General features: G+C 67.8%; 12 protein-coding genes. 10 read left to right on the forward strand and 2 right to left on the reverse strand.

Going from position 1 to position 13662, the window contains the following annotated elements; genetic code table 11:
- Nucleotides 1-13: 13 nt before the first annotated feature.
- A complete protein-coding gene (locus B141_RS40105; RefSeq protein WP_020575297.1) occupies nt 14-628 on the reverse strand; it encodes a phosphotransferase in 615 nt (204 codons plus the stop codon).
- Nucleotides 629-738: 110 nt separating this feature from the next.
- On the opposite strand from B141_RS40105, the gene B141_RS0111430 reads away from it, so the two are divergent.
- Complete coding sequence (locus B141_RS0111430) at nt 739-1182, forward strand: enolase C-terminal domain-like protein (RefSeq protein WP_237742678.1); 444 nt, start codon at nt 739-741, stop codon at nt 1180-1182.
- Nucleotides 1183-1206: 24 nt separating this feature from the next.
- On the opposite strand, the gene B141_RS40110 is transcribed toward B141_RS0111430, so the two are convergent.
- On the reverse strand, nt 1207-2538 hold the full coding sequence (locus B141_RS40110; protein WP_420313588.1) for an IS701 family transposase: 1332 nt from the start codon (nt 2536-2538) through the stop codon (nt 1207-1209).
- Nucleotides 2539-2745: 207 nt separating this feature from the next.
- Between B141_RS40110 and B141_RS0111440 the strand changes: the two genes are divergently transcribed.
- From B141_RS0111440 to B141_RS45500, 9 genes are all read left to right on the forward strand, one after another.
- Nucleotides 2746-3150 carry a type II toxin-antitoxin system PemK/MazF family toxin gene (locus B141_RS0111440; RefSeq protein WP_020575300.1) on the forward strand — a complete coding sequence of 135 codons (405 nt, stop codon included), beginning with the start codon at nt 2746-2748 and terminating at the stop codon, nt 3148-3150.
- A 191-nt stretch (nt 3151-3341) separates the two neighbouring features.
- A complete protein-coding gene (locus B141_RS45490) occupies nt 3342-4856 on the forward strand; it encodes a serine/threonine-protein kinase (RefSeq protein ID WP_157180951.1) in 1515 nt (504 codons plus the stop codon).
- Between the two features lie 172 nt (nt 4857-5028).
- Nucleotides 5029-5166 (forward strand): hypothetical protein, encoded by a 138-nt coding sequence (locus B141_RS49195; RefSeq protein WP_157180952.1) that lies wholly within the window; start codon nt 5029-5031, stop codon nt 5164-5166.
- Between the two features lie 379 nt (nt 5167-5545).
- Entirely contained in the window at nt 5546-5878 is a 333-nt protein-coding gene (locus tag B141_RS0111460; protein WP_020575303.1) for a hypothetical protein, read from the forward strand.
- A 47-nt stretch (nt 5879-5925) separates the two neighbouring features.
- Nucleotides 5926-6561, forward strand: a complete 636-nt coding sequence (locus tag B141_RS0111465) for an RNA 2'-phosphotransferase (protein ID WP_084678238.1) — start codon at nt 5926-5928, stop codon at nt 6559-6561.
- 53 nt (nt 6562-6614) lie between these two features.
- Entirely contained in the window at nt 6615-6737 is a 123-nt protein-coding gene (locus B141_RS52240; RefSeq protein ID WP_020575305.1) for a hypothetical protein, read from the forward strand.
- Nucleotides 6738-7071: 334 nt separating this feature from the next.
- Entirely contained in the window at nt 7072-8301 is a 1230-nt protein-coding gene (locus tag B141_RS0111475; RefSeq protein WP_020575306.1) for a cation:proton antiporter, read from the forward strand.
- Between the two features lie 527 nt (nt 8302-8828).
- The gene (locus tag B141_RS50655) at nt 8829-9188 is read left to right on the forward strand and encodes a 3'-5' exonuclease (protein WP_202805748.1); all 360 of its coding nucleotides are present in this window, start codon (nt 8829-8831) and stop codon (nt 9186-9188) included.
- A gap of 748 nt (nt 9189-9936) precedes the next feature.
- Complete coding sequence (locus B141_RS45500) at nt 9937-13404, forward strand: beta-N-acetylglucosaminidase domain-containing protein (protein ID WP_020575308.1); 3468 nt, start codon at nt 9937-9939, stop codon at nt 13402-13404.
- Nucleotides 13405-13662 lie beyond the last annotated feature (258 nt).

The following is a 13662-nucleotide window of genomic DNA, read 5'->3' on the forward strand; positions in this document are numbered from 1 at the left end:
CCACCGGCGACAGTTAGCGAAGCGCGTTCAGCTCGTCGAGGGCGCGATGGCCGCGCTTGACCACCCCTGGAACGACATCGTGGCGCCCGTGACGGATGGGGACCTCGAGGCTCACGAGGATCTGTGTCGCTGCGAGCACCGCCGCCCCCTCCCAGCCGACGAGGTCGAGGATTCTCGTCCACAGCCGCCTTCGGACACCGTCCAGCGGATCCTGGAAGGTTTGCCACACGAGGTTGATGAGATCGGTCGCCCGCGTGCCGCTACCTGCATTCCCGATATCCACGACCGCCACCACCGCTCCGTCACGGACCAGGACATTGCTGGGGTTGAGATCGGTATGGACCATGTCAGGTGCCTCTCGTGGTGGTGGGACGTCGGCACACACGAGCCGCAGGCGCTCGACCAAGGCCGACACCACCGAGGAATACCCCGAAAGCCCGGCGACAGCCGTCGACAAACTCGGAGCTAAGTCTTGACCGGATTCCTGACCGGTGGCGAGCCGCCAGGCGTAGGACCAGTGGTCGTAGGGCTCGGAGGCTTGGCCAGCCTGGAGTTCGATGATCTCCATCAGCTGCTCAACGAGGGACGGGGTCAGCTCTGGCGCGGGAGCCGCGTCAACGAAGTCCATCAGATGCCATACATGAGTGGCTGTGGCCCCCACTCCGAGCCATGAGGTGCCCGGCGTTTCCTGGACACCTCAGTGCGCCGGTGGCACCAATCCAGTCAAGCAACGCAGCGATGCTGGATCGCAGCTCGTCGGGCCCGAAGAGGGTCAGACCCCACTCGTCGGCGATCGCCGGCAGAGTGGGTCGGTCCAGTCGTGCATGCCAACCAGAGCCAACCGATCGGACGTGGTCGTCGCCGGCAAGATCTCCAGCAGCTTGGGGTCCATGGCACGGCCCTGGGGACGTCTCGCCGATCGGGCACGCGGCGAACCTCGCTCTGGATCTCGCCGCTCCGAACTTCGGGATCCAGGAACAGCACGTGTTCAACGACGCGGCTGCCGAGGTCTTTCCCGGGTGCCCGCAGGTGCGTGACGGTCATCTGTGGCCGAGTGACGCGCCCGGGCTCGGCGTCGATCTCGACGAGGATCTGGCCGCCCGGTTCCTGCCCGTCGCGCCGCTGATCAACGACGCCTGGACACGTACGCGTCTCCCCGACGGCACGGTCCAACATCCCTAGTACTCCAGCCGTAGATCGTGATCTTCATGGCTGGGCGGCTTGGCGGCGGTAGTGGCTGTGGCGGGCGCGAGCTTGGTGGCGTCGGCGCCAGGTGGACCAGCGAAGTCGTTGGGCCAGGTCGCGGGCGGGTTGGGCGATCAGGGTAGTGAACAGGCGCTGGATCTCGTTGCAGGTGAGCGGGACCAGTCCGTCGGGGCTGGTCCCGTCGTCGGACTGGGCCTGGTTGCGGCGTTCGAGGGCGGTGGTGACGGCGAGGAAGGCGTGGGCGAGCAGGGCCAGGGTGACCCACCGGTGCCAGGAGTCCCAGCGGCGCACTTGGTGCTCGTCCAGCCCCGCCAGTCCCTTCGAGCTCTGGAACGTCTCCTCCACCGTCCAGCGGCTTCCCGCGACCTTGACCAGCGTGGACAGCGGCACCGGACGGGGCGAGTAGCAGCGGTAGTAGGCCAGTTCGCCGGTGCTGCGTTTGCGGCGGATCATAAGGTGTCGATGGCCCGTCGGTTCGCCCGTGGTGATGGCGACCAGCGCCCAGTCGTACCAGCGGTGCCCCTTCGCGCCGCGTCCGGCGGACAGTTTCTGCCAGGCCCGGCGCGGGATGCGCTTGGCCAAGTGGTCGGCACGCTGAGGGCCGGCCGGGGTGGGGACGCGGTAGGTGCAGGAGACCGCGAGCACGTAGCCCAACTGTCTTGCCTCCAGGGCGGTGCGCAGGTTCGGGTTATCGCCGTAGACCTCGTCGCCAGCCGCCCACGCAGCTGACACTCCGGCGTCCAGGGCGCGTTCGATCATCTGCTGACAGGGGTGGCTTGGTCGCGAAGCCGACCGTATCCGGGACGGCGGCCTGCTCGCAGCGGTCCGGGTCACTGGTCCAGGACTTGGGCAGGTACAGAGCGCGGTCGATGGCGGCGTGCCCGTGCCGGGAGGTGTAGGTGAGGTACACCGCGACTTGCGCGTTTTCGATCCTGCCCGCGGTGCCGGTGTACTGGCTTGCACTCCCACAGTGTGGGTGCCCTTCTTCAGGTCGCCGGTCTCGTCGACCACCAGCACCGCCTGGTCGTCCGCCAGGTGCTCCAGCACGAAGCCGCGCAGGTCGTCACGGACCAGGTCGGCGTCCCACTTCGCCCGCCCCAGCAGGTGCTGCAACCCGTCCGGCGTGGCGTCCCCGACATGCTCTGCGATCGTCCAGCAGTTCTTGCGCGGCAGGTCCGCCAGGAGCCCGAGTATCAACTGCCGCACCCGACGCCGAGGTTCGACCCGCGCGAACCGGCTCGCGATCCGACCCATCAGGCCCTCGAACACTTCCTGCCAACCGGCAGGGTCTACGTTGTGACCTGCGGCCACCGCATGATCATCTGTCTTCACACACCGATGATCAGCGGTGGCCGCACGCGTTCCCACAGCAGCCCCCACCAAAGATCAGGATCGTTGGCCAGAGTAGTGGCGGCCGACCTGGCGACGCAGATTAGAGTCCTTCAAACAGTCAAGGCGTCCGGAGACGGGGCTGCACTACTTCCGTGCTTCGGTCGCGAGCGTGCGGGGTTCGCCCGCAGTCCCGGGCCAGGAGGACATGTGCAACGCGGCGAAGTCTGGTGGGTCGAGTTCGACGAGCGGCGGCCGGTCGTACTCCTGTCGGGAGACGAGGCGCGCGGGTTCCGGGCGATGCAGGTCGTCGCTCCGGCTGACGTCGACATCAGCGGTCTGGGAGTCGAAGTGGCAGTAGGAGCTACGGAAGGACTGCCCTTCGAAGGCGTGCTGCGGTTCGGCTTCTCGCATCCGGGCTTCACCCCTTGCACCTGGCTGACCACACTGTCCCGGGACGACCTGATCGGGCAGGCGGGCGTCCTGTCCTCCGCGAAGCTCAGTGCGATTGAGGATGCGCTCCGTCTCAGTGAACAGGAGAAGGAGTGGACCCCAGCTACGGCTGCGAAGCTCAGCGACATCAGGGACGCCCTCCGTCTCGGCGAACTCAAGTAGGCGGAGAAAGAACGGCCTCCCTGACAGTCCGGCCGATCTCGTCGAGATGATCAACGGTGGTCCCATCTACCCCTCCGGGGCGCCACCCACAAGATCACGATCTACGGCTGGAGTACTAGGCCGCGCCCATGGCACGCATTGGTCTCCAACCGCAGGTGTAACCAGGACAAAGTGCCCGGTATCTTCCGTGTGTGTCCGAAAGCCTTCGCCTTGCTGGTCGGTATCGCTTGATCAAGCCCGTTGGCCGGGGTGGAATGGGTGTGGTCTGGCGTGCCTACGACGAGAGCCTGCACCGCGAAGTAGCGGTAAAAGAGCTCCACCCGCCCGACGGACTGGACGACGATGAACGCCACATCCTGAACGAACGTGCCCTGCGGGAGGCCCGTACCGCGGCAGGACTCCAACACCCGGGAATCGTCGCCATCCACGACGTCGTCGAAGCAGACGAACGGCCATGGATCATCATGCAGCTGATCCAGGGAAGGTCACTCGATCAAGCCGTCCGCGCCGACGGACCACTCCCCATCGACCGGGTCGCACGAATCGGCCTCACCCTGCTCGATGCCCTCGACTGCGCCCACACACAAGGGATTCTCCACCGCGACGTCACACCTCGCAACGTCCTGCTCGCCGATGACGGCCGGGTCGTACTCACCGACTTCGGTATCGCCGCCGTCGCCGGCGCGACCGCGTTGACACGTACAGGCCGCCTGATCGGATCACCCGGCTACATGGCCCCCGAACGGCTCGCGGGATCCAAACCCGGCCCAGAATCCGACCTCTGGTCGCTCGCAGCCACCCTCTACCACGCGGTCGAAGGCCGGCACGCCTTCCCCGGTGACGAGCCAGCCGCACTCATCGGCGCGGTCCTGACCAGAGACCCGCAACCCCCACACCTAGCCGGACCACTCACCCCCGCGCTACTGGGCACCCTTGCCCGCGACCCGGCAGGCCGCTGGAACCCAGCGAAACTACGCGACGCACTGAAACGCGCCTCGACCGACCCGAACGCAGCGACCGACCCGAACGCAGCGACCGTACCGAACCAACCGACACTCGAACCACCCGCGCCGACCAAGCCCTACACCTCATCACCGCACACGGCCGATCCGCCCGAGCCAACGGCTCGCCGGCCTGCTGGGCCTGGGGAGACGCCTCCGCGTTCCGGTGCGTCGACACTGCTCGTCGCCGCCGCAGCCGTAGCCATCGCCGTAGTCGGGTACCTCGTGTTCGGCGTGACCGACGGCCGGTTCACCTCGACGCCGGACGTGTGCCAGATCGTCGCCACCTCTGATCGACTGGAGAGGTGGGTACCGGACGCCCAGCTCCAACCCGAGTCGGATGGCACCGGGGAGAACGAGCGTGGGTGCCAGTTGTCCAACGATGCGTCCGGGTCTGGCTCGAATCCGTACGCGTCCCTCCTACTGAGTGCGAGACGTTTCGAGAAGTCGTGGTTCGACTCGGGCGCCAAGCGGGCACAGAAGGACTTCGACGGACTCCTCGCGAACCCTAACTGGAAACCCGCGAAGGAATTGCAGGGCATTGGCGACGAGGCGTCAATGCTTGCTATCGAGTCCCTCGGCGATGTCTTTGTCCTCGTCCGCGTCGACAACGTGCTCGTGGACATCTCCTACAGGCGCGATCCTGCGGACGGTGGGGAGGAGATCGCCGAGGAGATCGCTCGCGAGATCGTGGCGCAGCTTTAGTCCATCTGAGCAGCAAGGGAACGCAAAACCTCGAGGGCATGTGGTCAGCGTTCCGTTCGGCGGGGAGGCACGACATCGGGTAAATCACTTTTCGAAAGAGCCGAATTCGCCTCGAGCGGTCAACTCCGCGGGGCCGGTGAGATCGAGGTGCCCGTCGGACCGAAGGCCGACAGTGAGCGTCCCACCAGAAGGCGTCGTGGACTCCTACCTGCTCGAACTCTGGCCAGCACCGATCGAACCGGACGGGGTCGTTCGAGTGGGAAGTCACGACGCGGCCTACTGGCACCACGAGATCGGCGGCCGTCGCTGACGTCCATGCCGCTCCATGGGTAAGTCGGTCGGGCGTGCGGCCAATCCATGCGCTGCGTTGAAGCGTCGGAAGCGGGTAATCAGCTGCTTCGCGGGACAAGGTCGATGCACGACCTTCTGGTCGCATCAGCCCCGACGGGCGCTCCTCCGATCGAAGTGCTGGTGGTCTCGACTCCGGTGCCTGGGCAGGTTCAAATCGCCCACCGCACCGTGTCGGGGCACCCTGACGTGATCACGCGTCCCACCTCTGACGCCGTGCCACTGTTCTGGCGCTTTGTCTTGGAGAAGTTCGGCATCACCGGCGCCTGACGTGCGTCCGCTTCTGCGGCCAATCGACAAACCAGTGGCTACAGGCCTCCGTACGGACCTACCCTCTGGGAGTGCCCGAGCGGATCATGTACCTCCAGCTCAAGACCGGACACAACACCGATCGTGGGCCTGGGTGGATCGCTCGTGTGCGGTTCACGCGTACCTGGCGGACGGCCTACGTTCATGGGAGAACGCTGCGCCGAGTCACGGGGACGCCAAGGGCCAACTTCGACTCGAACTTCTACGACGTCGACACCGGAGAAGAGTTCTGGATGTCAGGCCCGAAGCGCGACCGTACCGATGGCCGCTATTCCCATCAACAACCACTCGTCGACGACGACGCGCGCGCGGCGTACGAGAGCTTTCTGGCTGGCGCGCCCCTGCCAGGTCGAGAGACCGGCTAGCGGCTCGACGCATTCATTGGCCGCGGTCAGTATCGGAGACTGGTGTGATGGACGATCCTTATCCGAACCAGCCCCTCTCCGGAGCTTTGGGCAAGGCCGTAGCCGGCCCGTCGAGCGAGGCACCGGAAGATGGCAGCCGTCTGACACCGGGCCAGCTGACGCGACTGTCGAGGCGCATGAGTTTCGTGCTGCGGCATGATCCGGGCAGCGTGGGGCTCACTCTGGACGCGTCGGGCTGGGTAGAGGTCGCGGCGTTGGCGAAGGCCTTGTCCAGCGACGGCGGCCGGGTCTGGGTCGTCGACATCGAGCTGGTGGCCGCTACCTCGGACAAGCAGCGGTTCGCCATCGACAGCGGTCGAATCCGGGCCAACCAAGGCCACAGCATCCCCGTCGACCTGGCGCTGGACCCAGCGCAGCCGCCCCGGGTGCTCTGGCATGGGACACATTCGCGCGCGCTGGCAGCGATTCTCCACGAGGGCCTGCGGCGGGGCCGGCGCCACCACGTGCACCTGAGCGAGACACCCGAAGTAGCCCGGCTGGTCGGCGCCCGCCGCGGGACGCCGGTCGTCCTACGGGTCGATGCGGCAGCGATGCACCGCGGCGGGGCCGTGTTCTACCGCAGCCACAACGGGGTCTGGCTCACCGAATCAGTCCCGCCCGAGCACCTGTCACGCGCTCACTAGGCGCCATGGAGCACCCGATGTCTAGATCGTGTCGGGCAAGGACGTCCGACCCGATGAGTCCCAGCTCGCACCAACGCTCGCACGAGCGCCGCTCATCGCCAGTGGCGGACGCGATCTTCACCCACCCACTCCTGGCGGAAGGCCTCAACACCCTCTTCGCGATGTTCGACGCCTAGCCGGGATTACGTACGCTCTAATTGGCGCCCCTGCTTGGTGGTTCTTGGCTTTCGTTGCTGCGCCGCCTGCCAATGGGGTGAAGCTAGTTTCTTCCCGACGTTCGACGTATCGCGTCACGCCTCCAGTGAACGGTGAAACCCGACGAGCCGGAGCCGTCCAGGTTCGGAACATCCACCAACACCATCGAGCCCACACCGCCCTCGGCGACCAACCCAGCCTCACGCCTCGCGCAGCGTCACCAACGTACTGACAGGGAACATCTAGTCGTACCGACGGCTGGATGGTTGCCACGGAGATGACTGCGGCCGTCCGACCTTTTGAGGAGGTTCGGGTGTGCCCGACGTATCGTTTACAAACCTGTTCTTCGTTTCGCTGATCGCCCTGTGTGCGCCGCTCCTACTGGGCTTCTTCCCCCGTCTACGCATCCCGTCGGTCGTAGTGTCGATCGCCGTGGGCATCGTTGTCGGCCCGTCTGGGCTAGGCCTGGTCAGCGTAGACACTCCGGTACGCATCCTTTCGCTGCTCGGGCTGGCATTCCTGCTGTTCCTGTCCGGCCTGGAGATCGACGTTCGGCGGCTACGCGGGCATGTACCGCTTCTGGCGCTCGCCGGATACGGGCTTGCCTTGGTCCTCGCCGCACTTTTCGGGCTGGCGTTTGCCTCCCTGGACTGGACGCGCAGCCCGCTGCTGCTGGCCGTGACACTGTCCGCGAGCTCGCTGGGGCTGGTCGTGCCGGTCCTACTCGACGCAGGCGAGGCAGACAGCAGCACCGGCCTGGCTGTGATCGCCGCGGCTTCGGCGGCCGAATTCGGGGCTGTCATGCTGCTGTCACTTCTCTTCTCCGGGTCGGGAGCGTCCGTCGGCGGGCGGGTTATCTCACTGATCGTTTTCGCCGCTCTAGTGGCCCTCATCGGCGTCGTCACCGCGATGGCAGAACGTTCCAGGCGACTCATCCGCGTGTTCCGCCGTCTGCAGGACACCACCGCTGAACTGCGGGTACGGGCAGCAGTTGCGTTGCTGATCGGCTTCGTGGCGCTAGCCGAACGGTTCGGTCTGGAGACGATTCTGGGCGCGTTCCTGGCCGGCGCGATTGTTAGTGCCGTCGACCGCGATACCACAACGCACCCGAGGTTCCGGGTGAAACTCGACGCCATCGGCTACGGGTTTCTCGTCCCGGTCTTCTTCATCACCAGCGGGCTACAGCTGGACCTACGCGGACTCTTCGTCAGCCCGTCCGTGCTGCTGCGGGTGCCCGCGTTCCTGGTCGCGCTGCTAGTCATCCATGGCGTGCCGACCCTCCTATTGCGCAGGGCCGTTGGGTCTCCGAGATGGAAAGCGGCGGCACTGTTGCTGGCCACGTCGCTACCACTGATCGTCACCGCGACCCAGATCGGGGTCTCGCTCGGCCTGCTGTCCTCAGTCAATGCGGCCGCACTCGTCTGCGCCGGCGTGCTCTCCACTCTGATCTTCCCGGTCTCCGCACTGGCATTGCTCCGCCGGCCGCGCCCGCCCTCCGAAGCTCGACGATCCCGCCCATCGTCAATGTGTGAGGGGATGTGGTGACCGCCGCTTCGAGCAGTACTGCTCGCAGCGCGATACCCGCCGTCATCAGCAGCAGCACAGGGAGGCGGACAGGTGTCGGAACCCAGGCAGGGCTGGCGAGACATCGATCGAGGCTGTTCGTTTCAGAGCGGAGAGGTAGGTTCCCGCTCGCGTAAGGCTGACGACGGTTTGGCGTAGATATATGTCTGGGGGCCTCGTGGAATTCGTAGTTGGCCTGCTGGTGTTGCTGGCCTTCGGTTGGTGGCTGTGGCGGAGGCGCGCCGGGACGGCCAGGCCCGAGCTGCCGTCTGCGGAAGATGGCGTGGAGGTCGAGCGGCCCGCGGTACAGGTGACGCCACGACCTGTTCCGCCTGCGGAGGCGAGTCCGCCCGCTCGTGGCAGCAGGACTGGAGCGTTTGCGAAGCCGGGTGCGCGGGGTTTGCTGTTCGTGTACGGGAATTCCGCCGGCAAGCGCGGGTATCGGCACGACGGTGTGTACGCGGTGATCGACGTGGAGACGACCGGCTTCTCCCCGGCCAGGAGACCCGATCATCGAAGTCGCCCTTGTCCGGGTCGACGCGTCGGGTCGCGTCCTGGATGAGTACGCGACGCTGTTGAACCCGAAGGGCCGTGACACCGGCCCGGTCTTCGTGCACGGCATCAGCAACGATGCCGTCCGCGACGCACCTGCGTTCGCCGATGTTGCTGGTGACGTCCTGGCCCGGCTCGACGGTGCCGTGATCGTCGCGCACAACGCGTCGTTCGAGGAGCGGTTCTTGCCGCCGGGTTCGCCCGCGCGGGCATCGCGACGCCGCCGTTCCCGGCGCTGTGCAATGTCGGTGATGAATGCGATCAGCCGCTTGCCGTCGGCGGCGGTGTTATGCAACTGGAGTTGGGCTCCGGGGTGACCGGCCGTCCGCGTGGGTGGCGGGCCGCGTGCTCGCCGTCAGTTTTGTACGCTGCGGAGGGAGCGCGCGCCCGGGTTCTTGACGTGCGTCGGTCGATGGAGTTCACGGATATGCGGGGATATTGACAGCGAACGGTTCCTGCTGAACAGTTCCGCAGTACCCGGCTTGAATCGATACAGATGGCCGGGTGAAGGCTCGCCACAATCCGTGTTCCGGTAGCACCGGAAGGCCCAGCACAACGGGACGAACCCCCGGAGGTGCTCAACCATGCCCGCTCCCTTCGAACCTCATCCTGAAGCTCCTCGACCGGGCCGACGCGCGCTCCTTCGCTGGTCAGGGATCGGCGCGTTCGCCACGGCCACGAACGGATACTTCGCCACACCCGCCCCGGCAGAACTCTCCAGCGGTACAGCCACGCAGGGGCAAGCCACACAAAGATCGGACGCATCAGCCGTCGGCTAGACCTTCGACGCGCCGGCCGGTCTCTTCATCCAGCCACCGGTGCCGACCGGCACGGCCGTCATCCGTGCCACCCCCACTCCGAGGCGAGCGTCCGCTCCGCGGCGAGCCGGGCACCGGGCGGCAGGGCCAGGACCAGGTCGCGCAATGAGAGTTTCGACTCGTTGGTGGGCACCGCCACATGATGCAGCACGGGTAAACGTCGCCCTCGCCCGCGAGACGCCCCTCGACACGTTTGTCCGGTGTCTCCACGGTGATCATCGAGTGGTCTAGACCACACGGAGGAGCCATGTCGCACCCTTGCAGGAGTCTCATCGCCGCGTCCACTGCTGGCGCGCTCGCTCTCGCGGGGCTGCTCGGACAGCCGGTCGCGCAGGCGGCGCCAGCACCAGCACCGATGCCCACCGTCACGCCGACGCCGCAGTCGATGGCCCGTGCCGGTGGTGACCTCACGGTGCCCGGTCGGGTGGAGGTGGTGGTCGACAGCTCGACCGACCCTGCGGCACGAAGGGCACTGCGCGCCACTCTCACCGCGCACGGAGTGGGTCGGGTGGATGAGCGGACTCGAGCCAGCGGCACCGCGCCCCTGACCATCCACCTGGGTCCGAGCACCCGCCCCGACGTCCGGGCGGCCCTGGCCGAGACCGTGGCGCCGGACCGCCCGGAGGCGTACGGCCTTCGCGCGGACGCCTCTGTCGGACCGCTCGGGACGGTGGCCCTCGGGGGCGCGGACGCCGCTGGGCAGTTCTATGCGGTCCAGAGCCTGCGGCAGTTGTTCATCCCGTTGAACGACGGGTACCGGCTGGCCGGCGCGTCGATCAGCGACTACCCCTCGATGCCCCTGCGAGGCACCATCGAGGGCTTCTACGGCACGCCGTGGACCCACGCCGACCGGCTTCGGCAGGTCGGTTTCCTGGGCGCTCACAAGCTGAACACCTATGTCTATGCACCCAAGGACGACCCGTACCACCGGGACCGGTGGCGGGAGCCGTACCCCGCGGACAAGCTGGCCCAGCTGGCCGAGCTCGTCCAGCGGGCCGTCGACAACCACGTCCGGTTCACCTTCGCCCTCTCGCCGGGCAACACCGTCTGCTACTCCGGTGACGAGGACTTTGCGGCACTCACGGCCAAGGCGACGCAGATGTGGGACATCGGCGTACGCTCGTTCGCGCTGCTGCTGGATGACATCGACCCAGGGCTGCGCTGTGCGGCCGACCGGGAGCGCTTCGGTGCGGACGAGAGTCCGGCGGCGGCAGCCCAGGCCCACCTGCTGAACCGGTTCCGGACGGAGTTCCTCGAACCACGTGCCGGCGCTGCACGACTGATGACGGTGCCGACCGAGTACGGCCAGCCGACGAGCCCAACGCCGTACACCCGCAGGTTCGCCGGACTGGTGCACCCCGACGTCCTGGTGATGTGGACCGGCACCAGCCCGTTCGGCCCGACCAGCGGGGACGACGTGCGCCGGGCCGGTTCGGCCTTCGGCCATGAGGTGCTGATGTGGGACAACTACCCGGTCAACGACTTCGCGGCGAACCGCTTGTTCCTCGGGCCGTTGCGAGGGCGCGGCGCCGATCTCGCCGCGGCTGGCATGGCGGGGTACGTCTCCAACCCGATGAACCAGGCCGCCGCGTCGGAGATCCCCCTGTTCACCGTCGCCGACTACACCTGGAACCCCCCGGCGTACGACCCCGACGCCTCGTGGGATGCGGCGTTGCGGGAGATCGGCGGCCGCGGGTACGACGCGCTGCGGACGTTCGCCGAGAACTCGCAGTCGTGGTACCTCCACCGCGACGAGTCGCCGGGCCTCACCGCCGCATTGGCCACGTTCTGGCAGGCATACGAGTCGGGGCGTCCGACGAGCGCCGCGGCTGCCGCCCTGCGGGCGCGGCTCGACGAGCTCGAGCAGCTGCCCACCGCGCTCCGTACCGGCGTCGCTGACGAGTCCCTGCTCGAGGACATCGGTAAGCATGTAGACAAGCTCGCTGTCCTCGCCAAGGCTGCGAACTCCGCGACCAGGATGCTGGTCGCGCAGGAGAACGGCGATGGCGACGCCGTCTGGCAGAGTCGTGCGGTGACGCAGTCCGGGCGGGCGGCCGCCGCCGCGATGTCACCGGAGATCGCGTCGGTGTGGACCGAGATCGGCAGGCCCGGCCGGAGCATCCTCGACGAGTTCGTGGCGCGGGCGCTGCGGGCCGACGACCGCTGGCTCGGCCTGCGTGACAGCCCGGGCGGGCAGCCGGAGCCCGTTCAGGTGTGGGACTTCGACCGTGATGGTGACACCGAGGGCTGGGTCGCGGGCAACAGCGTGGGGCCCGTCTCGGCGCAGAATGGGGCGCTGACCACCCAGGTCACGGGCGACGACCCATACCTCGTCCAGGACCGGCCGCTCGACGTGGCGCCCGCCTGCCAGGGCGGGCTCGCCGTCGAGGTCACGCTGCAGGTGGAGTCCGGCGGGCGTGGGCAGATCTACTGGGCGACGCAGGCGCGACCCGGGTTCGCCGAGGACAAGATGACGGCGTTCGAGGTCCGGGCGGGCGCTCCGGCCAGCTATCGCGTCGAGCTCGGCACCGGGCCGAGTCCGCTCACCCAGCTTCGCCTCGACCTTCCGGACAACGCAGGCCAGGTGCGGGTCGAGGCGCTGCGGATCGTCGTCGACCGCCCGGAACCCAGGGGCGTGGTAACCGGCGGGCCGCCGGCGACACTTGGCTCCGCGCTCGGCCGGGCCGTCGACGGGTGCCTGGCGACGAGCTACGACGCGGCGCGTGAGCCCCGCCCGGGTGAGGCGCTGACGGTCGAGCTGGCGCGGCCGGGACCTCTCGAGGGCGTGGCGGTCCTGCAGGATCCGCAGGCCCCGGCCGCCGCCGAGGTCCAGGTGCGCAGCGGTGGCTCCTGGCGGACCGTCGGGCCGGTAGGTTCCGGGTACGGTCAGGTCGCCGTCGGAGGGACCGCCGCCGACGCTATCCGGCTGGTCTGGGCTACCGGTACGGCGGCGCCGTCTGTCGTCGAGGTGATTCCGTTCTACGCCGACGTGACTGTGGAGACGACGCTGACCGGTCCGGCCGACGGCACCGTCGAGATCGGCAGCAGCTTCCCGGCGGAAGTGCGGCTCACCTCGACGAGCTTGGCGACGATCGAGGGAAGGCTGGACATCGCCGTGCCGGACGGCTGGCAGGTCGATACGGCGTCCAGGCCGGTCAGCGTCCCGCGCGGACGCGATGTCCTGACCCAGGTACAGGTGACGGCGCCCGCCGGTGTTCCCGCCGGACGCTACGAGCTACGTGCCACCGTCACTACCGCGGACGGCCACCGGGTCACCCGGACGACCGAGGTACAAGTGGTGCCGCGATCAGGGGATACCAACCTCGCGCCGGGTGGCGCCGCGACGGCGTCGAGCGTCGAGCTCGGGCTCCCGCAGTTCGTGGCCGCCCACGCGATCGACGCAGATCTGGCGACCCGGTGGTCGTCGGCCAGCACCGACGGCGAGTGGCTCCAGGTCGAGCTGCCGCAGGCCGCGCGCTTGGCGCGAGCCGTGCTGCGCTGGGAGGCGGCGTACGGCGCGGCATACCGGGTGCAGGTCTCGACCGACGCGACGTCGTGGACGGAGGTGGCTGCCGTCATGGACGGCGACGGTGGCGTCGACGAGGTGCGGTTCGACTCGGTGCAGCGGGTCCGGTTCCTCCGGATCCAGGGAGTCGAACGTGGCACCCAGTACGGGTACTCGCTCTACGAGCTGGAGGTGTACGGGGCAGCGTGAGACCGACGCAGGATGCAGTTACGTCGCGGCCAGGGGGCGGCCTAACCGTCAGGCTGGCGCAGGTGGCGGGCGGTTCTGGGGGAGCGGGTCGGGCCAGTAGCCGAACCGCCGCTGGACCGGGCTGATCACCGCGTTCCAGCAGTTCGCGGACCAGATGCTCGACGGCGAACCTGCACGGGACCAAGGAGGAGACCGAGACGCTGCAGAAGCTCGAGAACTGGACCACGGCGGTGAAGGAGGCAGGCAAGGACGCAGGGT

It is taken from the genome of Actinopolymorpha alba DSM 45243 (assembly GCF_000373925.1).
GTDB classification, from domain to species: Bacteria; Actinomycetota; Actinomycetes; order Propionibacteriales; family Actinopolymorphaceae; genus Actinopolymorpha; species Actinopolymorpha alba.